The 20,726-nt window shown below is 57.7% G+C and carries 24 protein-coding genes; 4 read left to right on the top strand and 20 right to left on the bottom strand.

Going from position 1 to position 20,726, the window contains the following annotated elements; all coding sequences use genetic code 11:
- The first annotated feature begins 58 nt into the window (after nt 1-58).
- Nucleotides 59-1,012 carry a L,D-transpeptidase LdtC gene (ldtC, locus tag KHQ24_RS06290; RefSeq protein WP_017898955.1) on the top strand — a complete coding sequence of 318 codons (954 nt, stop codon included), beginning with the start codon at nt 59-61 and terminating at the stop codon, nt 1,010-1,012.
- A gap of 128 nt (nt 1,013-1,140) precedes the next feature.
- Here the strand turns inward: ldtC and bhsA are convergent, their stop codons facing one another.
- The gene (gene bhsA, locus KHQ24_RS06285) at nt 1,141-1,398 is read right to left on the bottom strand and encodes a multiple stress resistance protein BhsA (protein WP_002900788.1); all 258 of its coding nucleotides are present in this window, start codon (nt 1,396-1,398) and stop codon (nt 1,141-1,143) included.
- Between the two features lie 133 nt (nt 1,399-1,531).
- Between bhsA and KHQ24_RS06280 the strand changes: the two genes are divergently transcribed.
- Together KHQ24_RS06280 and KHQ24_RS06275 are read left to right on the top strand one after the other, a co-directional pair.
- Nucleotides 1,532-1,651 (top strand): hypothetical protein, encoded by a 120-nt coding sequence (locus tag KHQ24_RS06280; protein WP_048294479.1) that lies wholly within the window; start codon nt 1,532-1,534, stop codon nt 1,649-1,651.
- Nucleotides 1,648-2,283, top strand: a complete 636-nt coding sequence (locus KHQ24_RS06275) for a TetR/AcrR family transcriptional regulator (protein ID WP_004204579.1) — start codon at nt 1,648-1,650, stop codon at nt 2,281-2,283. The genes KHQ24_RS06280 and KHQ24_RS06275 overlap by 4 nt, the downstream gene beginning before the upstream one ends.
- A 52-nt stretch (nt 2,284-2,335) precedes the next feature.
- Here the strand turns inward: KHQ24_RS06275 and KHQ24_RS06270 are convergent, their stop codons facing one another.
- Nucleotides 2,336-2,458 (bottom strand): hypothetical protein, encoded by a 123-nt coding sequence (locus KHQ24_RS06270; protein WP_004140642.1) that lies wholly within the window; start codon nt 2,456-2,458, stop codon nt 2,336-2,338.
- Between the two features lie 69 nt (nt 2,459-2,527).
- Here KHQ24_RS06270 and KHQ24_RS06265 point away from each other — a divergent pair, with 69 nt between their 5' ends.
- The gene (locus KHQ24_RS06265; protein ID WP_043519501.1) at nt 2,528-4,717 is read left to right on the top strand and encodes a TonB-dependent siderophore receptor; all 2,190 of its coding nucleotides are present in this window, start codon (nt 2,528-2,530) and stop codon (nt 4,715-4,717) included.
- A gap of 57 nt (nt 4,718-4,774) precedes the next feature.
- On the opposite strand, the gene KHQ24_RS06260 is transcribed toward KHQ24_RS06265, so the two are convergent.
- The 18 genes from KHQ24_RS06260 to fabD form a co-directional block, all read right to left on the bottom strand.
- A complete protein-coding gene (locus tag KHQ24_RS06260; RefSeq protein ID WP_002900781.1) occupies nt 4,775-5,314 on the bottom strand; it encodes a glycine zipper 2TM domain-containing protein in 540 nt (179 codons plus the stop codon).
- A 193-nt stretch (nt 5,315-5,507) separates the two neighbouring features.
- On the bottom strand, nt 5,508-6,812 hold the full coding sequence (locus KHQ24_RS06255) for an NAD(P)/FAD-dependent oxidoreductase (protein ID WP_008805997.1): 1,305 nt from the start codon (nt 6,810-6,812) through the stop codon (nt 5,508-5,510).
- Nucleotides 6,813-7,056: 244 nt separating this feature from the next.
- Nucleotides 7,057-7,599, bottom strand: a complete 543-nt coding sequence (ycfP, locus tag KHQ24_RS06250) for an alpha/beta hydrolase YcfP (RefSeq protein ID WP_002900775.1) — start codon at nt 7,597-7,599, stop codon at nt 7,057-7,059.
- Nucleotides 7,600-7,634: 35 nt separating this feature from the next.
- Entirely contained in the window at nt 7,635-8,645 is a 1,011-nt protein-coding gene (nagZ, locus tag KHQ24_RS06245) for a beta-N-acetylhexosaminidase (protein ID WP_074437481.1), read from the bottom strand.
- 23 nt (nt 8,646-8,668) lie between these two features.
- Complete coding sequence (thiK, locus tag KHQ24_RS06240) at nt 8,669-9,496, bottom strand: thiamine kinase (RefSeq protein ID WP_064178151.1); 828 nt, start codon at nt 9,494-9,496, stop codon at nt 8,669-8,671.
- Nucleotides 9,477-10,115, bottom strand: coding sequence for a penicillin-binding protein activator LpoB (gene lpoB / locus KHQ24_RS06235; RefSeq protein WP_074194131.1), 639 nt, complete (start codon nt 10,113-10,115; stop codon nt 9,477-9,479). The genes thiK and lpoB overlap by 20 nt, the downstream gene beginning before the upstream one ends.
- Nucleotides 10,116-10,136: 21 nt before the next feature.
- Complete coding sequence (locus KHQ24_RS06230; protein WP_004204572.1) at nt 10,137-10,511, bottom strand: YcfL family protein; 375 nt, start codon at nt 10,509-10,511, stop codon at nt 10,137-10,139.
- Nucleotides 10,512-10,515: 4 nt separating this feature from the next.
- Nucleotides 10,516-10,872 (bottom strand): purine nucleoside phosphoramidase, encoded by a 357-nt coding sequence (gene hinT, locus KHQ24_RS06225; RefSeq protein ID WP_004204571.1) that lies wholly within the window; start codon nt 10,870-10,872, stop codon nt 10,516-10,518.
- 261 nt (nt 10,873-11,133) lie between these two features.
- Complete coding sequence (gene ptsG, locus KHQ24_RS06220; protein WP_004204570.1) at nt 11,134-12,567, bottom strand: PTS glucose transporter subunit IIBC; 1,434 nt, start codon at nt 12,565-12,567, stop codon at nt 11,134-11,136.
- Between the two features lie 296 nt (nt 12,568-12,863).
- Nucleotides 12,864-13,658 carry a metal-dependent hydrolase gene (locus KHQ24_RS06215; protein ID WP_004204569.1) on the bottom strand — a complete coding sequence of 265 codons (795 nt, stop codon included), beginning with the start codon at nt 13,656-13,658 and terminating at the stop codon, nt 12,864-12,866.
- A 10-nt stretch (nt 13,659-13,668) separates the two neighbouring features.
- On the bottom strand, nt 13,669-14,673 hold the full coding sequence (gene holB / locus KHQ24_RS06210) for a DNA polymerase III subunit delta' (protein ID WP_080837460.1): 1,005 nt from the start codon (nt 14,671-14,673) through the stop codon (nt 13,669-13,671).
- A complete protein-coding gene (tmk, locus tag KHQ24_RS06205) occupies nt 14,670-15,311 on the bottom strand; it encodes a dTMP kinase (RefSeq protein ID WP_211777165.1) in 642 nt (213 codons plus the stop codon). Before tmk ends, holB begins: the two co-directional genes overlap by 4 nt.
- On the bottom strand, nt 15,301-16,323 hold the full coding sequence (gene yceG / locus KHQ24_RS06200) for a cell division protein YceG (RefSeq protein WP_057214306.1): 1,023 nt from the start codon (nt 16,321-16,323) through the stop codon (nt 15,301-15,303). Before yceG ends, tmk begins: the two co-directional genes overlap by 11 nt.
- A gap of 1 nt (nt 16,324) precedes the next feature.
- Entirely contained in the window at nt 16,325-17,134 is an 810-nt protein-coding gene (gene pabC / locus KHQ24_RS06195) for an aminodeoxychorismate lyase (protein WP_057214305.1), read from the bottom strand.
- Nucleotides 17,135-17,259: 125 nt separating this feature from the next.
- Nucleotides 17,260-18,501, bottom strand: coding sequence for a beta-ketoacyl-ACP synthase II (gene fabF, locus KHQ24_RS06190; RefSeq protein WP_002900666.1), 1,242 nt, complete (start codon nt 18,499-18,501; stop codon nt 17,260-17,262).
- Between the two features lie 88 nt (nt 18,502-18,589).
- Nucleotides 18,590-18,826, bottom strand: a complete 237-nt coding sequence (gene acpP / locus KHQ24_RS06185; protein WP_000103754.1) for an acyl carrier protein — start codon at nt 18,824-18,826, stop codon at nt 18,590-18,592.
- A gap of 210 nt (nt 18,827-19,036) precedes the next feature.
- Nucleotides 19,037-19,771 carry a 3-oxoacyl-ACP reductase FabG gene (gene fabG, locus KHQ24_RS06180; protein WP_002899294.1) on the bottom strand — a complete coding sequence of 245 codons (735 nt, stop codon included), beginning with the start codon at nt 19,769-19,771 and terminating at the stop codon, nt 19,037-19,039.
- Nucleotides 19,772-19,783: 12 nt separating this feature from the next.
- The gene (gene fabD / locus KHQ24_RS06175; RefSeq protein ID WP_004204563.1) at nt 19,784-20,713 is read right to left on the bottom strand and encodes an ACP S-malonyltransferase; all 930 of its coding nucleotides are present in this window, start codon (nt 20,711-20,713) and stop codon (nt 19,784-19,786) included.
- Nucleotides 20,714-20,726 lie beyond the last annotated feature (13 nt).

Below are 20,726 nucleotides of genomic sequence, written 5' to 3'. Positions count from 1 at the left end.
TAATCTCATCTCCTTTTTCATATAAAAATAACCACTTATATATTTTGGAGTTATGGTAATGAGAATCCGTTTCCCCTTGATGCTGGCGCTGGTCGCGCTGGTTGCTGCGCTGGCGCTGCCCGCGCGCGCTAACACCTGGCCCCTACCCCCGCCGGGCAGCCGACTGGTGGGGCAGAATCAGTTCCATGTGGTGCAGGATAACGGCGGTTCGCTGGAGGCGATTGCCAAAAAGTACAATGTCGGCTTCCTGGCCCTGCTGCAGGCCAATCCCGGGGTGGACCCCTACGTTCCGCGCGCCGGCAGCGTGCTGACCATCCCCCTGCAGACGCTGCTGCCCGATGCGCCGCGCGAAGGGCTGGTGATTAACCTTGCCGAACTGCGCCTCTACTATTACCCGCCGGGCAAGAATGAAGTGACCGTCTACCCGATCGGCATCGGCCAGCTGGGCGGAACCACCATCACGCCGACAATGGTTACGACCGTGTCCGACAAGCGGGCCAATCCGACCTGGACGCCAACCGCCAACATTCGCGCGCGCTACAAAGCGATGGGGATTGAGCTGCCGGCGGTGGTGCCTGCCGGTCCTGACAACCCGATGGGACATCACGCCATCCGCCTCGCCGCCTATGGCGGAGTCTATCTCCTGCACGGCACCAATGCCGATTTCGGCATTGGTATGCGCGTCAGCTCCGGCTGTATTCGTCTGCGCGACAACGATATCAAGGCGCTGTACAACGCCATCTCGCCGGGCACGAAGGTGAATATTATCAACACGCCGATCAAGGCGTCGGTAGAGCCGGACGGTCGCCGTCTGGTTGAGGTCCATCAGCCGCTGTCTGAGCATATCGATGATGATCCGCAGACCCTGCCTATTACGCTTAACGCGGCCATGAAGGCGTTCAAACAGGCGCCGCAGACCGACGGAACAGTGATGGAGCGCGCGATGAATTACCGCTCGGGCATGCCCATTGACGTCACCCGTCATGCGGACCCCGGCCCGCAGTCGCTGTAACCTCACGCTGCAGAAAACAAAAAACCCGCCTGAAGGCGGGTTTTTTGTTGGCAAGGGTCAAACAGGGGTACAACAGGGTATTACTCATCGCTGACCGGTGAAGGGGGCCGGGCAGCGACGCATCGGGTTTACTTGTAGATAACCGCGGTACCGTGAAGGGTATTCGGACCGGTTACCGAAGTAATACGGTATGAGGTGGCGCCCATCTCATCCGCTTTCTGCGCCAGCTGGTCTTCCAGCGACCCCAGGTTAGTCCCTGCGGACGCAGAGATGGTGCCCACTTTATGCTGGCCGGCTGGGGTGGACTGCACCTCAACAGCGGCAAAGCTGGCGAAAGAGAGGGAGCTAAGCACGGCGGCAATAGCCAGAGTATTAACGGTTTTCATGATTATTATACCTATGCAGATGAATTTTATAGTAGGGTCGTAAGCATTAACTTAACGATCGATAGGTAAATATTAATGTGATCTAAGTCACACGTCAACGCATTTTTATAACGATCGTTTAACTATTTATAAAATGCTTAATTTTCATACGCATATGAATTATTTATTTTTGAACCAACAGCGCTGGCCCCGGCGATCGTTTATTTTTATAATGACGATTCACCAAACCAACATAGGTACAACGGCATCATGACAACTGACGTTCAGAGTTGCGCCAAAAAAAGCCGTGGCCGACCGAAGGTGTTCGACAGGGATGCGGCGCTGGACAAAGCCATGACACTCTTCTGGCAGCACGGCTATGAGGCGACCTCGCTCGCCGATCTGGTCGAGGCGACAGGAGCAAAAGCCCCCACCCTGTATGCGGAATTTGTGAATAAAGAAGGACTGTTCCGCGCAGTATTGGACCGTTACATTTCGCGCTTTGCCGCGAAGCACGAAGCCGTGCTGTTTGCTGAGGGAAAATCCGTCGATCGGGCGTTGCGCGACTACTTCACCGCGGTCGCCACCTGTTTTACCAGCAAAGAGACACCGGCCGGCTGCTTTATCATTAATACCTCCGCCGCGCTGGCCGCCTCCTCGACGGATATCGCCAATACCATCAAATCCCGCCATGCGATGCAGGAGCAGGCGCTAACCCAGTTTCTGCAGCAGCGGCAAGCGCAGGGCGAACTGCCCGCGGGCCGCGACGTGGGGCAGCTGGCGCAGTTTCTCAACTGTGTCCTGCAGGGGATGTCCATCAGCGCACGGGAAGGCGCCGATTTTGACAAACTGATGCAAATCACTGACACCACCCTCCGTCTCTGGCCGCTGGTCCTCGAGTCCTGATGCGCCCCGCTTCCGGCGGTGTTCAACCGCCGGAACCGCCAGCCGTTTCGCTTTATCCCCACAAAATAGATTGATTTTTATTACCTTTTCTCGCGCAAGATAAACGCAAATGATATTGATTGCGATATTCATTATGTGCAAAATCCTTTTTTGAGTTTTTCCAGATGTTTCGCATTGTAACGAATACCGGCCCGACGCCGGCCCATAACAACGACAAAACAACTTGCTCATAAAAGGAATGGATATGAAAAAGCGCCTCTGGGTGCTCCACCCTCTGCTGCTGGCCAGCGCGCTGCCTGCGCTGGCGGCTCAGTCTGAAGAAGACAGCATCATCGTTAGCGCGAACCGCACCCATCGCACCGTTGCCGAAATGGCCCAAACCACCTGGGTCATTGAGGGCCAGGAGATTGAGCAGCAGGTCCAGGGCGGAAAAGAGTTCAAAGACGTGCTGGCGCAGCTGATCCCGGGCATCGACGTCAGCAGCCAGGGGCGCACCAACTATGGGATGAACATGCGCGGGCGCGCCATCGTCGTGCTGATTGACGGCGTCCGGCTCAACTCTTCCCGCACCGACAGCCGCCAGCTCGACGCCATCGACCCGTTCAACATCGAGCATGTCGAAGTGATCTCCGGGGCAACCTCGCTGTACGGCGGCGGCAGTACCGGCGGACTTATCAACATCGTCACCAAAAAAGGGCAGCAGGATCGCCAGGTCGATCTTGAGGTGGGCAGCAAGAGCGGGTTTGCAAACAGCAACGATCATGATGAGCGTGTCGCGGCGGCGGTCAGCGGCGGGACAGACCACGCGTCCGGGCGTTTATCGGTAGCCTATCAGCGTTTCGGCGGTTGGTACGACGGCAATAACGATGCGCTGATCCTCGATAACACCCAAACGGGGCTCCAGCACTCTGATCGTCTGGACGTCATGGGGACGGGGACGATCGAGATCGACGACAACCGCCAGCTGCAGCTGGTCACCCAGTACTATAAAAGCCAGGGCGATGATGACTATGGCCTGTGGCTCGGGAAAAATATGTCCGCGGTCACCAGCGGCGGCAAAGCGTACACCACCGATGGGCTCAATTCCGATCGTATCCCCGGCACCGAGCGCCATCTGATCAGCCTCCAGTACTCCGATGCCGATTTCTTCGGCCAGAATCTGGTGAGCCAGGTGTACTATCGCGATGAGTCCCTCACCTTCTATCCATTCCCGACGCTCAGCAAAGGTCAGGTCAGCAGCTTCTCCTCGTCGCAGCAGGATACCGATCAGTACGGGGCAAAGCTGACCCTCAACAGCCAGCCGCTGGCGGGATGGGATCTCACCTGGGGTCTCGACGCCGATCATGAGACCTTCAATGCCAACCAGATGTTCTTCGATCTGCAACAATCGCTGGCGTCCGGCGGGCTGCACAACGAATCGATCTACACCACCGGCCGCTATCCGGGATACAGTATCTCCAACGTCGCGCCGTTCTTGCAGTCGAGCTATGATCTGAACGATATCTTTACCCTCAGCGGCGGGGTTCGCTACCAGTGGACCGAAAACCGGGTTGACGACTTTGTCGGCTACGCCCAGCAACAGGATATCGCCAACGGCAAAGCGCGCTCCGCCGACGCCATCAAAGGCGGCAAAACCGATTATGACAACTTCCTGTTTAACGCCGGGATCGTGGCCCATCTGACCGAGCGTCAGCAGACCTGGTTTAACTTCTCGCAGGGCGTTGAGCTGCCGGATCCGGGTAAATACTATGGCATCGGGAAATACGGCGCGGCGGTCAATGGTCATCTGCCGCTGCTCTCCAGCGTCAACGTCGATGACTCGCCGCTGCAGGGGATCAAAGTTAACTCGTATGAGCTGGGCTGGCGCTATACCGGCGATAACCTGCGCACCCAGCTGGCGGCGTATTACTCGACTTCGGATAAGACCATCGTCGTCAACCGTACCGATATGACCATCGATGTTCAGTCCGACAAACGGCGTATTTACGGCGTTGAGGGTGCGGTCGATTACTTTATTCCGGACAGCGACTGGAGCGTCGGCGGCAACTTCAACGTGCTGAAATCACAGGTGCAGACCGATGGCCGCTGGCAGAAGTGGGACGTCACCCTCGCCTCGCCGTCCAAAGCCACCGCCTGGGTGGGCTGGGCGCCGGATCCGTGGAGCCTGCGCGTGCAGAGCCAGCAGGTGTTTGACCTCAGCGACGCCGCCGGCAACAAGCTGGAAGGCTATAACACCGTCGATTTTATCGGCAGTTACGCGCTGCCGGTGGGAAAACTGACCTTCAGTATCGAAAACCTGCTTAACGAAGACTATATCACCATCTGGGGCCAGCGCGCGCCGCTGCTCTACAGCCCAACCTACGGCAGCTCGTCGCTGTATGAATACAAGGGCCGCGGCCGCACCTTCGGTCTGAATTACGCGTTAACCTTCTGATAAAAAAAGCCCCTCAGCCTGAGCGATTGAGGGGCTAATCAATACACAAATCTGTTTTTAGATTTTGTTGTTCAGGACCAGCTGGCCGTTGTTGTCCAGCGGGATCTGGCTGCCAGGATCGTGATCCATCCGGATTTTCCCCTGCTGATCGCCTATCTTATAGGTCACATCGTAACCCAGCATTTTGTCGGATTTGTCATACACCGTTTTGCAGCGCTGCTGCGTGGTGGTGTAGGTGTCGTTGTCCTGCATCGCGCCCTGGATCTGGTTACCGGCATAGCCGCCGCCCAGCGCGCCCACCACCGTCGCCACGCTGCGTCCGTGACCGCCGCCGAACTGGTGGCCAATCACCCCGCCCGCCACCGCGCCCAGCACGGAACCGGCGATGCGGTTTTCATCCTGTACCGGACGACGATGGGTCACGGTGACATTGCGGCATTCCTGGCGCGGGGTTTTCACGGTTTCTTTAATCGGTGTACTGGAGACCACTTGCGCATACTGCGGGCCGCGATCTAACACGTTGAGACCAGCGACAGCTGCAACGCCCAGCGCGGCAGCCACGCCTATCCCTATACCCGCCAACATAGATTTATTCACGGGAGATCCTCCTTTGTTGCTGTTGATACAATTTTGCAACCGGACCCGGGAAGGCGCAAATCAGATAGCGGATGAAAAGTGCGAGAATTCGCTGCAAATCAAAGGGATTCAGAGGATTCCGAGCGGGATTGCCGCCGGTTCAGCAGAAGAGCCCGGAGGCGCCGCCAGGGCGCGCTCCGGGTCGCAACAGCGATTAATGCAGCTTGAGGCGCGGGCGAATGATGCGGTTGATGCGCCCAACCAGCATCATCAGGCCGGTTTTGAAATAGCCGTGCAGGGCGATCTGGTGCATACGGTACAGGGAGATGTACACAAAGCGCGCAATGCGCCCTTCCACCATCATCGAGCCGCGCATCAGGTTGCCCATCAGGCTGCCGACGGTGGAGTAGTTGGATAGCGACACCAGTGAGCCATGGTCTTTATAGGTGTACGCCTTCAGCGGTTTGCCTTTCATCTGCGCGAGGATGTTATTCAGCGCGCAGGTGGCCATCTGGTGCGCCGCCTGGGCACGCGGTGGCACAAAGCCGCCCTCCGGACGGGCGCAGGAGGCGCAGTCGCCAATGGCGAAAATATCCGCGTCGCGGGTGGTCTGCAACGTCGGCTCAACCACCAGCTGATTGATACGGTTGGTTTCCAGGCCGCCGATCTCTTTCATGAAATCTGGCGCTTTGATCCCGGCCGCCCAGACCATCAGATCCGCTTCAATATATTCGCCATCTTTGGTGTGCAGGCCGCCCGCATCGGCGCTGGTGACCATGGTCTGCGTCAGCACCCGTACACCCAGCTTGGTCAGCTCATTATGCGCCGCCCCGGAAATGCGCGGCGGCAGCGCCGGCAGAATACGTTCGCCCGCTTCGACCAGCGTGACGTTCAGCGCTTCGTTGGTCAGCCCTTTGTAGCCGTAGCTGTGCAGCTGTTTCACGGCATTATGCAACTCAGCGGAGAGTTCCACGCCGGTGGCGCCGCCGCCGACGATGGCAATGTTTACTTTACCGTTAGCGCCGAGGTTCGCGGAGTATTTAAGGAACAGGTTGAGCATTTCCTGATGGAAACGACGCGCCTGGTGCGGGTTGTCGAGGAAAATACAATTCTCTTTAACGCCAGGGGTGTTGAAGTCATTCGAGGTACTGCCCAGCGCCATCACCAGCGTGTCGTACGGCAGTTTACGCTCAGCCACCAGCAGCTCGCCTTTTTCATTGCGCAGCTCGCCGAGGGTGATGGTCTTCCCTTCGCGATTGATATCGACCACCGACCCCAGCTGGAACTGGAAGCCGTGGTTGCGGGCATGGGCCAGATAGCTCAGCGCATCGACACCTTCATCCAGAGAACCGGTGGCCACTTCGTGCAGCAGCGGCTTCCACAGATGGCTGTGGTTACGGTCCACCAGGGTGATTTTCGCTTTCTTATGGCGCCCTAACTTTTTCCCCAGCTGAGTTGCCAGTTCCAGTCCGCCTGCGCCGCCACCCACAATTACGATTTTTTTCAATGGCGTAGTCATGTGTACCCCTAAAATTATTAACCAATTGTTAAATAAAAGTTATTAAAATAGCCTTTATTTAACAACAAGTTACGTCAATGAAACCATTCAGCACTGTCGAGAATACCATGAACGGTGCATTGGTCATACCAAAATTGATGTGCATCAAGTTTTGTCGCGTATTTTTTCAGCGAAACCAATAAGTGTAGACATGAAAAAACCCGCGCGGTGAACCCGGCGCGGGTTTGGAGACAGGGGAAAAGGCTTAACCGAGGGTTTTAAACGCTTTCAGCCGCTGCAGGTGCGGTGAAATGTTTTTAAACTTATGGGTCTGCTCTTCATCCCAGATAATTTCATAATAGTGGTGCAGAAGGTCGGCGGAACGCTGGCTGTCCAACGCTTCGTCCTGTCGGGAAAGCACCACCAGGCAGCGATCGCGGTTCTTTTCGCGGAAGTTGGTCACGCATTTGGTGGCGATGTCAGCATACTCTTCCGGTCGGTCGATTTTGCCTTCCATATTCTCATGCGGAAACAGGTTCGGATTGAACACCGCCTGACGGATATCGCACAGGAAACCAATCCGCTCCGCCCAGTAACCGCCGAGTCCAACGCCGCAGATCAGCGGCCGGTCATCGGCGGTAAGCTGCAGCATTTTATCAACCTCTTTCAGCAGATGCTGCATGTCGTGCTTGGGATGGCGCGTGCTGTAGCTTATCAACCGCACGTCAGGGTCAATAAACTGCAACTGCATCACCTTCTCGTGGTTACCGGGGCTGTTCGAGTCAAAACCGTGTAAATAGATAATCATCGCATCCTCACCAGACAACAACGCCCCGCAGAGCGTTACGCGGACTTCGCCTCTTGCCAGCGCGCATGAAGCTGCTCCAGCTGGGCACTCACCGTTTTCCAACGGGCTGAATCCCTTAACTCCTGACGGGAAAAGGAACCTTTATGATACAATTTCGTAACACGCTCTGCTTTGATCGGCGACAGGTTATCCAGCACACTGACCGCGCCCTTACGATTATTGCAGACGAGTATCATATCGCAACCGGCCTCGAGCGATGCCTGGCCGCGTTCGGCATAGCTGCCCATGATCGCCGCCCCTTCCATCGACAGATCGTCGGAGAAAATCACCCCATCGAAGCCCAGCTCGCCGCGCAGCACCGTTTTCAGCCAATAGGCCGAACCGCTCGCCGGACGCGGGTCGAGCTCCGGGTAAATCACATGCGCCGGCATAATGGCATCCAGACGCTGCTCGGCGATAAGGCTTTTGAATACCGCCATATCGTGGTCGCGGATAACCGATGCCGGACGCGGATCGAAGGGGGTTTCTTTGTGCGAATCGGCAGTCACCGCCCCGTGTCCCGGGAAGTGTTTGCCGGTGGTTTTCATGCCCGCGGCGTGCATGCCGTCAATGACGTGACGCGCCATCGTCAGCGCTTTCTGCGGATCTTCATGATAAGAACGTTCGCCGATTGCGGCGCTGATGTGACCGACGTCCAGCACCGGCGCAAAGCTGATATCGATGTCCATGGCGATCATTTCGCTGGCCATCAGCCAGCCAGCCTCGGCGGCCAGTTTGCCCCCCTCTTCCATCCCCAGCAGCGCAGCGAAAGACTGGGCCGCCGGTAAACGGGTAAAGCCTTCGCGGAAACGCTGAACGCGTCCCCCTTCCTGATCGACCGCCACCACCAGATGGTTACGGGAGGCTTCGCGGATCTGGCGCACCAGCTCCCGCAGCTGCGCCGGATCGTGATAATTTCGGGTGAAGAGGATCAACCCTCCCACCAATGGATGCGCCAGAATCTCTCGCTCTTCCGCATCCAGTTCATACCCTTCAACATCCAACATCACTGGGCCCACACTGACCTCTCTTATCCTTTGCGTTCGTTGTCTAACTGACACCATGTTTCATCTGCCAGCATGATAAATTGCCGATCCCCGCTCTGCCGCCAGCGCATTTCATACCAGCCCACCATGAGCAGCAGTACCCACGGACGCCAGCGCGCCACCTGCCGCCATAGCTGCTGCGCGTCGATAGCCGCCCGTCGGGCATATGCCGCCACCAGCTGGCGGCGCTCGTCCGGGGCGATCCACACGGCGGCCAGCTCCAGCGCGATATCGCCATCGCCGGCATATTCCCAGTCGATCAGCTTCAGACCGGCGTCACTGTGGATAATATTGCCGGCATGGACATCCATATGCAGCGGCGCCAGCCGCAGAGGACGAGGCTCTCCCCGGCGGCACAGCCGCTGATGCCAACGTAGCCAGCGCGGCGTGCGCCGGGCCGGATCGCTCCTCTGCCAGTACTGCGCCAGCAGCGGCCCGAGACTAACACGCCAGCCGAACCGCGGTTGCTGATGCAAATCATACAATAAGCCAGACAGCTGCGGGCAGTCAGGTAACTCGCTTTTCACCTCACCCGCGCAATACTCCACCACCATCCAGCAGGGCGAGTAAAACAGAGGATTGGGCGCCAGCCTGGCAGGCAGCCGGCGCAGCGCACGATACTGACGGCGAAAATAACAGGCAGCGGCAGACGGGTCGTGCGGCTGACGCAGCACTCGTCGCTGGTCGCCATCGCTGATAATCACACTGCCGCCGCTGAGGCCGGTCTGGCTCAGCGAGGCGACAGGATGATAGTGGGGAAAGAAGCGCGACAAGAGCTCGTCGCGCGTTAGCTTATTGTTGCTGAACCGCACCTTTACCTGACCAGATAATCTCGCCGGTTTGCACCAGCATCAACTGCATCTTTAGCTCGGGCGCGTTGACATTGCCAGTGGCATTGGAATAAAGCACATACTGCGCGCCCACGTTGCGGGCGATGCCCATGGCTTTGCTGCGGCTGCCGAGGCTGTCCTGCGGCGACAGGCCCAGCTGCTGCTTGGCGACCGCCAGCTGCTGCGGTGAAACAAGGGTAAATTTGCCGTTGCCCGCCAGCGCGTTACGTAACGCGGTGGTGGCTTCTCCGGCATTCAGCGAACCGTTGGTGCGGTTGTTCACGCTGTCAACCAGCAGAATACTGCCGGCATTGACCCCGCCCGCCTGCAGCATCTGTCCCACCATCGGCTGCACCGCGCCGTTCCAGTCATAATGACGCACGCGCGGCGCCGGCTGACCCGACTGCTGATCCTGATGCTCAATCGGTCCTGGCTGCGACGGGACGGAGGGCACCGCCGGTACCGTCGGCACCGTGGGCTGCGGCTGCACAGGCTGCTGCGGCTGCGGTTTGGCCTCTTCTACCGGCGCGGGCTGCTCACGCAGCCCCGCACAGCCTGCGAGGAATATCGCCAGTGCTGTGATTAACGCATAGCGACACATTTTCATCATTATAATTACCCCTTACAGATAAAGATAAAGGCGGGCCTTATGCGCCCCCAGGATATTGGCGCTGCCATACAACGTCACCGAGGAGCGAGCCGGGACCACGATGGTGCGCGGTGCCTCCAGCGGGTGCATCTCCAGCCCTCGGGCGTCATACCAGAAAAAACGATAATGCACGGTGACCGGCTGTTGGCGCTCGTTATACAGCGTAGAGGAGGCGGTAGCCTGTATCTCCGTCGCCACGACGACAGGCTCGCTGGCGCTGATCCCGGCGGCCAGCACGCTCGACTCCATCACCAGCGCCTGCTGGTCAGAAACCGGGATCTCCGGGTGTGAACTACATCCGGCCAGCAGCCCCGCCGCCAGACACGCGCCCAAAAGGGTCCTTAGCATGGCGTTAGCCTTTGTGCGCCAGCATCGGACCCAGCGGACGACCGCCCAGCAGATGCATATGGATATGGTAAACTTCCTGGCCGCCGTGGCGGTTGCAGTTGACGATCAACCGGTAGCCATCGTCGGCGAGGCCTTCATCGCGGGCAATCTTCGCCGCGACGGTCATCATCCGGCCCAGGGCCAGTTCATGTTCGGTGGTGACGTCATTTACGGTAGGAATCAGAACGTTCGGGACAATCAGAATGTGGGTGGGCGCCTGCGGGGAGATGTCGCGAAAAGCGGTCACAAGCTCATCCTGATAAACAATATCCGACGGGATCTCCCGGCGAATGATTTTGCTGAAAATCGTTTCTTCTGCCATGACTGATTCCTTATTAGTTTTATCCCGTACGCTGGCCTGCTTCTGCAGATAAACGCAGACGCACAGGTTCCGGTAAGAGTATGAGCGACATCCTCCCTCTCTTTCAACCTGAAAGCTCTTTTTCTTATTCAACTATAGACTTAGCTGCTGAGGGAATAAGCATTTGGCGGACAGTTAGCAGGGTTATCGCCTCTGGAAGGCCGATCTTGTCACGTAAAAAAGGCAGCCAGTTGGCTGCCTTAGTCTCCCCGATACTACGTCTTAACTGTTACGGATGTACTCATCCATTTCAGTTTTCAGGTTATCGGACTTGGTACCGAAGATGGCCTGTACGCCAGAACCTGCCACTACCACGCCAGCGGCGCCCAGTTTTTTCAGGCCAGCCTGGTCAACTTTCGCTACATCCGCCACGCTAACACGCAGACGAGTAATACATGCGTCGAGGTTGGTGATGTTCTCTTTACCGCCGAAAGCGGCGATCAGAGCCGGAGCCATCTCGCTGGTTGCGCCAGCTTTGCTCTCTTCGGTGGTATCTTCACGACCCGGTGTTTTCAGATCCAGGGCTTTAATCAGCACGCGGAAAATGACGTAGTACACGATCGCATAGCAGATACCGACGATCGGGAACAGCCACAGCTTGCTGCTGTTACCGGACAGCACGATAAAGTCGATCAGGCCGTGAGAGAACGAAGTACCGTCACGCATACCCAGCAGGATACAGATCGGGAACGCCAGACCCGCCAGGATGGCATGGATAACGTACAGGATCGGCGCCACGAACATGAACGAGAACTCGATCGGCTCGGTGATACCGGTCAGGAACGAGGTCAGCGCGGCGGAGATCATGATACCGCCCACTTTGGCGCGGTTTTCCGGTTTAGCAGAGTGCCAAATCGCGATAGCCGCTGCCGGCAGACCGTACATTTTGAACAGGAAGCCGCCAGACAGTTTGCCCGCGGTCGGGTCGCCTGCCATGTAGCGCGGGATATCGCCGTGGAATACCTGACCAGCCGCGTTGGTGTATTCGCCGATCTGCATCTGGAAAGGAACGTTCCAGATGTGGTGCAGACCAAACGGCACCAGGCAACGCTCGATGAAACCGTAGATACCAAACGCCACCACCGGGTTCTGATAAGCAGCCCACTGGGAGAAGGTCTGGATCGCGGAACCGATCGGCGGCCAAATGAAGGAGAGGATCACGCCGGTGAAGATAGCGGCCAGACCAGAGATAATCGGTACAAAGCGCTTGCCCGCAAAGAAGCCGAGATATTCTGGCAGCTTAATGCGATAGAAGCGGTTAAACATGTACGCGGCGATAGCACCGGAGATAATACCGCCAAGCACGCCGGTATCAGCCAGGTGTTTTGCCGCAATCTCGTCAGCAGGTAAATGCAGCACCAGCGGCGCAACCACCGCCATGGTTTTCACCATGATGCCGTAAGCTACCACTGCAGCCAGTGCGGATACACCGTCGTTATTGGTGAAGCCGAGGGCCACACCGATAGCGAAGATCAGCGGCATGTTGGCGAAAACTGAACCGCCTGCTTCTGCCATAACGTGGGAGACCACGGCTGGCAGCCAGCTGAAGTTTGCGGAACCGACGCCCAGCAGGATACCTGCGATAGGCAGTACGGATACCGGCAGCATCAGCGATTTACCGACCTTCTGCAGGTTAGCAAATGCATTCTTAAACATAATTGAGAGTGCTCCTGAGTATTTGGTACTTTTTTACGTTTTCACGCATTGGCCCGGGGGGAGAACCGCGCCGTGGACAGGACATCTAAGCGCCCTTTATTTATTACACAGAGTAAAATAATTAACGGGATGATTGTTTGACGGCTATCACGTTTCAATCAGCCTTCCGGTAAAAATTTACATCAGCTTACATAAGTTGTATCCAGATGTTGCCAAAAAACCTTCACCGCCACTTTTGTGGCGGTGAACTTTACTCGCTTTGGCTATTAATTACGAGCCTTAAAATAATAAGCAGATCAAGCAGGTTGCAAGCGGGCGGGGTCAATGTGGAACAGTGTGGCAAAATTGTCGGTGGTCTGCTGAGCCAATTGCTCCAGCGACACACCCTTCAGTACCGCCATGTATTCAGCAACGTCACGCACCAGCGCCGGCTGGTTCTCTTTGCCGCGATGGGGTACCGGTGCCAGGTATGGCGAATCGGTCTCCACCAGCAGACGATCCAGCGGAACATAGCGCGCCGCATCGCGCAGCTGCTCGGCGTTACGGAAAGTGACGATACCGGAAAACGAGATATAGAACCCCATGTCGAGCAGCTTACCCGCCGTCTCCCTGTCCTCAGTGAAACAGTGTAGTACGCCTCCGCAATCCGTCACCTTTTCTTCGCGTAAAATGGCCAGGGTATCGGCGCGAGCGTCACGGGTATGCACGATCACGGGCTTGTTCAGCTCCCGGCCGATGCGGATATGGTCACGGAACGAAGTTTGCTGCTGGACTTTGGTTTCCGGGGTATAAAAATAGTCCAGTCCGGTCTCTCCCATCGCGACGACGCCCTCTTCCGCCGCCAGCGTGCGCAGCGTCTCCACCTCGTAGGGCTCATCCTGGTTTAACGGGTGCACCCCGCAGGAGAAGACGACGTTGTCACGCCTTCCTACCAGCTCGCGCATACTGCGGTAGCCAGGCAGCGTCGTGGCGACCGCCAGGCAAAATTTCACATCGCGCGCGGCCGCTTTTGCCAGTACGTCATCGACGTTTTTGTGCAGGGTTTGATAATCCAGACCATCAAGATGGCAGTGGGAGTCGACTAAAAACATAATGTCTCACTCAGAGGTGGGAGACGGGTAAAACCGTCCCGGGTTGCAGGTAATGTTCCCAGCGCAGCAGGCGCTCGGTGAGCAGCAGTTCGCGGTTGACGCCGACGACGTTCAGCAATTGCTCGCGGCAGGTACAGACGTCATGGGCAATCGCCTGCAGCCGGGCGGCGGGCAGACTGTGCGCCAGCCGCTCCAGCAGCGGCCAGACATCCGGGTTACTCACCAGGGCAATTCCCTGCTGTCGTTTTTGCGCATCGACCAGCAGCGATGCCAGCCAGTGCAGGCGAACCGCCGCCTGTTCATGATTGAGTATCGGCAGCAGCGCCAGCCAGTCACCGCTTGCCAGTGTGGTCGCCAGCGCCTGACACAGCTGCTGTCGCGCCGTCCACTGCGGCTCCTTAAGCAGCTCGAGCGCCGCGGCCGGCGCGCTGGCGCACAGACGTAACGCGGCCAGCAGCGCCTCCTGCGGCAGGTTCACCTCACGCTCCAGCCAGGCCAGGGCATAAGATTCCGTCGGCGGCGACAGGTGGTGCAGGCGGCAGCGACTGCGCAGGGTGGTCAGCAGACGCGCCGGCTCCTCGCAGGCGAGGAAGAACCAGGTATTTTCCGGCGGCTCCTCCAGCGTTTTCAGCAACGCGTTGGCGGCGGCATCGGTCAGCAAGGCGGCATCGCTAATCCATACCACCTTCGCCCCACCAAGACGCGCGCGCTCATAGAGCTTGTCGTTGACATCGCGCACCGCGTCAATACCCAGCGCGCTCTTGCCTTTCTCAGGGCTCAGCGGATAGTAATCGGGGTGCGTACCGGCCTGCATCAGCTGGCAGCTGTGGCAGTGACCGCAGCTTTTATGCCCTTCAGGCTGGCGGCACATCAGGAAGCGACACAGCGCATAAATCAACGCCTCGCCGCCCATCCCGCTCAGGGACTGTAACAGTAAGGCGTGGTGGCCACGTCCGGCCTGATAGCTACCGACCAGTTGCTCGAACGAGGGGCGCAGCCACGGATACCATTTCATGCCGGTTGCTCCGCCATCCACTGGGCGATCGTGGCGCGGATATCGCGCGCGACGGCATCCAGCGGCTGCGTCGCGTCCACCGTGCGGATAGAAGGATCTGCCGCAGCCAGCTTAAGGTAGCGCGCGCGGGTACGATTGAAGAAGTTCATCGACTCCTGCTCAATGCGATCCAGTTCGCCGCGGGCGCGGGCGCGCTGCAGCCCCACTTCCGGCGTGACGTCGAGGTACAGCGTCAAATCGGGACGAAAATCGCCGAGAACGGCGTCGCGCAGCGTCGCCAGCATCGTGCGGTCAATGCCCCTGCCGCCGCCCTGATAGGCCTGAGTGGAGAGATCGTGACGATCGCCGATCACCCACTGGCCGCGAGCCAGAGCAGGCTTAATCACCGTTTCCACCAGCTGGACGCGCGCCGCGTAAAACATCAGCACTTCCGCTTTATCGTTAATCACTTCATCGCCCGTGGACTGGATATCCAGCACCAGGCTACGCAGTTTTTCAGCAAGGATTGTGCCCCCCGGCTCACGGGTAAACACCATATCGTGAATACCTGCCGACTGCAGCGTCTCCACCACCAGTTGACGTGCGGTGGTCTTCCCGGCGCCCTCCAGCCCCTCGATGACGATATAGTTACTGCGCATTTTTTTCCTTAAGTACTTTCAGATAGTCCTGCACCGCGCGGTTATGGCTGACCAGGTTTGTGGTAAACGTATGGCCCCCTTTCCCGTCGGCGACAAAATAGAGGTATGGTGTTTTCGCCGGATGGGCGGCCGCCTTCAGCGACGCTTCGCCCGGCACCGCGATAGGGCCTGGCGGCAGGCCGCTGATGGTATAGGTATTGTACGCGGTCGGCGTCTCCAGATCCTTACGCGTTAACTTTCCATTATACCCTTCGCCCATCCCGTAGATCACCGTTGGGTCGGTCTGTAAGCGCATGCCGATGCGCAGGCGGTTGATAAATACCGACGCGACGCGATCGCGCTCTTCCGCCACCGCGGTCTCTTTCTCAATAATCGAGGCCATGGTCAACAGCTGATTCTGATCGGCATAGGGCAGATTATCCATCCGTCCTTCCCAAACCTTCGCCACTTCAGTGACCATTTTCTGATGCGCGCGCTTGAGGATGGCGATGTCGCTAGTATTGGCGGTATACATCCAGGTATCCGGCCAGAACCAGCCTTCCACCCAGTCGGCATGGTCAAGACCTAACGCCTTAGCCACCGTCGCGTAGCTATCGTCTTCAAGCGTGTGCTTCACGTAGGGAGCATCGCGCAGCTGACGAAGGTAGTCGCTGACGCGCATGCCTTCGACAAAGCGCAGCGGAAACTGCGCCTCTTTGCCGCTGGCCAGCAGCTGCAGCATCTCGCGCACCGTCATTTGCGGCGTGAGGCGATAGGTCCCGGCCTTGAAGTGAGACAGCTCAGGCTCCATCCGCAGCAGCCACTGGAACACGCGCGGGCGATTGATCACCTTCTCGCGATAGAGATCCTGCCCCAGCGCCAGCCGGCCGGTGCCGGCTTCGAGGGTAAAGATGGTCTCTTCTTTAATCAGCAGCTTGCTGTCCGCCAGCTGGCGTACCTTCCACATTCCTGCCGCCGCGGCGATGCCCAACAGCACCACCAGCAACAGGATAAAACGTAACATTTTCTTCATACTAACCAGACAGCTCACACAAAGGGGCTAAAAAATGGTAAAGCTCGCGCGAGGACCAGACGGTCTCCTCCCAGCGACGAACCGGCACCAGCGGCATCAGCGCATTGCAGATCAGCACTTCATCGGCCTCCCGCAACGCCTCGGGACGCGCTGTCACTTCGACAACGCGAAACGTCGATGGTGCCAGCTGCGCGATACAGCGCTGCCGCATTATGCCGTTGACCCCGGCATAATCGAGTCGCGGAGTAAATACATCCCGTCCCTGACGCCAGAATAAATTCGCGGCACAGCATTCCGTAAGCCACCCGTCACTGTCAAGGACCAGCGCCTCATCGGCGTCCGTCTGTTCAAGATGAGAGCGGATCAGCACCTGCTCCAGACGATTAAGATGCTTCAGGCCAGCCAGCCAGGGGTTGCGCCCCAGGGTCACCGGGCTCCGGGTCAGGGTAATGCCCTCCTCCCGCCAGCGCGCGTAGTGCGCCGGAAGCGGAGAGTCGCTCAGAATACGGGTGGGCGACGCACAGCCCGCCGTGCTGTATCCCCTTCCCCCAACGCCGCGGGTAAGGGTCACCTTAAGCACGCCCTGCGCGTGCGGTCGAGCCAGACGCTGCATCTCGTCGCTTAGCGTCAGCCAGTCGTCAAACGGGATGCGTAATTTTTCGCAGGTTGTCTGCAAACGCTGCAGATGGGCGTCCAGTAACGCAACCTGTCCATGCTGTATACGGGCAGTGGTAAAACAACCGTCGCCAAACTGGACGGCGCGATCGTTCGCCGCCAGCGTGTCCTGTTCAACGCCATTTATCAAGAACATAAAGGACTCCTTTTCACTGGTCGGTGAGTGTCTCAGGACACGGAGCAGAGGACAAGCGGAGAAAGCCGAATAAAAAAGGCCCGACAATCGGGCCTTTTGTTAAAGCAGTATCGGGGCATGCCCTGTCACACTTTTTTGAAGATCAGCGAACCGTTAGTGCCGCCAAAGCCGAAGGAGTTGCACAGGGTGTACTCCATACCGGAAACCTGACGCGCTTCGTGCGGAACGAAGTCGAGGTCGCAGCCCTCATCCGGGTTGTCGAGGTTGATCGTCGGCGGAACCGCCTGATCGCGCAGCGCCAGGATAGAGTAAATCGACTCTACCGCCCCTGCCGCGCCCAGCAGATGCCCGGTCATGGATTTGGTGGAGCTCACCAGTACGCGGCTCGCCGCATCGCCGAAGACAGACTTAACCGCCTGCGCTTCCGCTTTATCGCCAGCCGGCGTCGAGGTGCCATGGGCATTGACGTAGCCGATCTGGCCCGGTTCGATGCCCGCATCGCGAATGGCATTCACCATCGCCAGCGCGGCGCCCGCGCCATCTTCCGGCGGTGACGTCATATGGTAAGCATCGCTGCTCATGCCGAAGCCGACGATCTCGGCGTAGATTTTCGCGCCGCGTTTTTTTGCGTGCTCGTACTCTTCCAGCACCACCATGCCCGCGCCGTCGCCCAGCACGAAGCCGTCGCGATCTTTATCCCACGGACGGCTTGCCGCCTGCGGGTTGTCATTGCGCGTGGAGAGCGCCCGCGCTGCGCCAAAGCCGCCCACGCCAAGGGGGGTACTGGCTTTTTCCGCACCGCCTGCCACCATCGCATCGGCATCGCCATAGGCGATGATGCGCGCAGCCTGACCGATGTTGTGCACGCCTGAAGTACAGGCGGTCGCGATGGAGATACTTGGTCCACGCAGACCAAACATGATGGTCAGATGGCCGGCCACCATGTTAACAATTGTGGAGGGAACGAAGAATGGGCTGATCTTACGCGGTCCGCCGTTGACCAGCGAACTGTGGTTTTCTTCGATCAAGCCGAGACCGCCAATACCAGAGCCGATTGCGGCACCAATACGGGTAGCATTCTCTTCCGTCACTTCAAGGCCAGAATCCTGCATGGCCTGAACGCCAGCGACAATTCCATATTGAATGAAGGCATCCATCTTGCGCTGCTCTTTGCGCGAGATGATGTCATCACAGTTAAAATCCTTTACTAAGCCAGCAAATTTCGTTGCATAGGCGCTAGTATCGAAATGGTCGATCAGGCTGATGCCACTCTGACCGGCAAGGAGAGCTTTCCAGGTAGACTCTACGGTATTGCCGACAGGAGACAACATGCCCAGTCCGGTCACAACTACACGACGCTTAGACACGTTTGTCCTCCAGGGAGGGAAAATAGATTCTTGTGGGACAAATAAAGATAAAACTCAGGCGGTCGAATGACCGCCTGGAGATGTTCACTTACGCCTGGTGGCCGTTGATGTAATCAATGGCAGCCTGAACGGTGGTGATTTTCTCAGCTTCTTCGTCCGGAATCTCAGTATCAAACTCTTCTTCCAGAGCCATTACCAGCTCAACGGTGTCAAGAGAATCAGCGCCCAGGTCTTCAACGAAGGAAGCATTGTTGGTAACTTCTTCCTGCTTAACGCCCAGCTGCTCGCCGATAATTTTCTTAACGCGTTCTTCGATAGTGCTCATACTCTTAAATTTCCTATCAAAACTCGCTTTCGCGATGGTTTTCGTAGTGTATAAAATGTTGAAAAATTTGCAACTAAATCCCGGCAGGTCTTACCACGATTTTGCGCTATTTTGAGGCCGTTTGCCCTAAGAACGCAAATCTTTTCGCACAAAACCGCACAGAGAACCGTGCGAAGTGCGCGGTTCCTGAACGTTTTGCACAAATCTCGGTCAGACCATGTACATTCCGCCGTTGACGTGCAGGGTTTCACCAGTGATGTAACTTGCTTCGTCAGAGGCTAAAAATGCAACCGCGCTGGCGATTTCATTTGGGGTGCCAAGGCGCCCCGCAGGAACTGCCGCCAGCGTACCCGCACGCTGCTCATCGGTCAGCGCACGCGTCATGTCCGTTTCAATAAAGCCCGGAGCAACAACGTTTACAGTAATACCGCGGGACGCAACTTCACGCGCCAGTGATTTACTGAAGCCGATCAGACCCGCTTTCGCCGCAGCGTAGTTGGCCTGACCCGCATTTCCCATGGTACCAACCACAGAACCGATAGTGATAATACGTCCATGACGCTTTTTCATCATAGCGCGCATTACCGCTTTTGACAGACGGAAAACCGATGACAGGTTGGTTTCGATGATATCGTTCCACTCGTCATCTTTCATGCGCATTAACAGGTTGTCGCGAGTGATTCCGGCATTATTCACCAGGATATCCACTTCGCCAAACTCTGCGCGCACATTTTCCAGAACAGATTCAATAGATGCCGGGTCGGTCACATTCAACATCAGACCTTTACCGTTGGCGCCTAAATAGTCGCTGATCGCCTGCGCGCCGCTTTCGCTGGTCGCAGTACCGATAACTTTCGCGCCGCGGGCGACGAGCGTTTCAGCGATGGCGCGGCCAATACCGCGGCTTGCACCGGTAACCAGCGCGATTTTTCCTTCAAAACTCATGGTTTTCCTCTTTTATTGCTCAAGCGCCGCAGACATCGCCGCCGGCTCGTTAAGCGCGGAAGCGGTCAGGGTGTCAACAATACGTTTGGTCAGGCCGGTGAGGACTTTACCCGGGCCCACCTCATACAGATGCGTTACGCCCTGAGCAGCCATAAACTCAACGGTTTTAGTCCACTGAACCGGACTATACAGCTGGCGTACCAGCGCGTCGCGAATGGCGTCAGGCGCGGTTTCGCACTTCACGTCGACGTTATTTACCACCGGGATCGTCGGCGCGTTGAAGGTGATTTTCTGCAGCTCAAGCGCCAGTTTCTCCGCAGCTGGCTTCATCAGCGCACAGTGAGACGGCACGCTCACCGGCAACGGCAGCGCCCGTTTAGCGCCCGCGGCCTTACAGGCGGCGCCTGCGCGTTCAACGGCCTCTTTGTGACCGGCGATAACCACCTGGCCCGGGGAATTGTAGTTCACCGGAGAGACGACCTGCCCTTCGGCCGATTCTTCACAGGCTTTGGCAATAGCCGCGTCGTCCAGACCGATAATCGCTGACATGGCGCCAGTACCTTCCGGTACAGCTTCCTGCATGAATTTGCCGCGCAGTTCAACCAGGCGAACGGCATCAGCGAAAGCGATAACGCCCGCGCAAACCAGCGCGGAGTATTCGCCGAGGCTGTGGCCAGCCAGCAGCGCCGGCGCTTTGCCGCCCTGCTGCTGCCAGACGCGGTACAGCGCCACGGAGGCGGTCAGCAGCGCTGGCTGGGTCTGCCAGGTCTTATTCAGTTCTTCTGCCGGGCCCTGTTGCGTCAGCGCCCACAGATCGTAACCCAACGCTGCGGAAGCTTCTCCGAAGGTCTCTTCAATGACCGGCCAGGTCGCCGCCATATCGGCCAGCATGCCTACGGCCTGCGAGCCCTGTCCCGGGAACACAAAAGCAAATTGCGTCATGTTTAAATCCTTA

It is taken from the genome of Klebsiella sp. 54 (assembly GCF_018223875.1).
Taxonomy (GTDB): Bacteria; Pseudomonadota; Gammaproteobacteria; order Enterobacterales; family Enterobacteriaceae; genus Klebsiella; species Klebsiella quasipneumoniae.
This window is presented reverse-complemented; position numbering and strand designations above follow the sequence as displayed.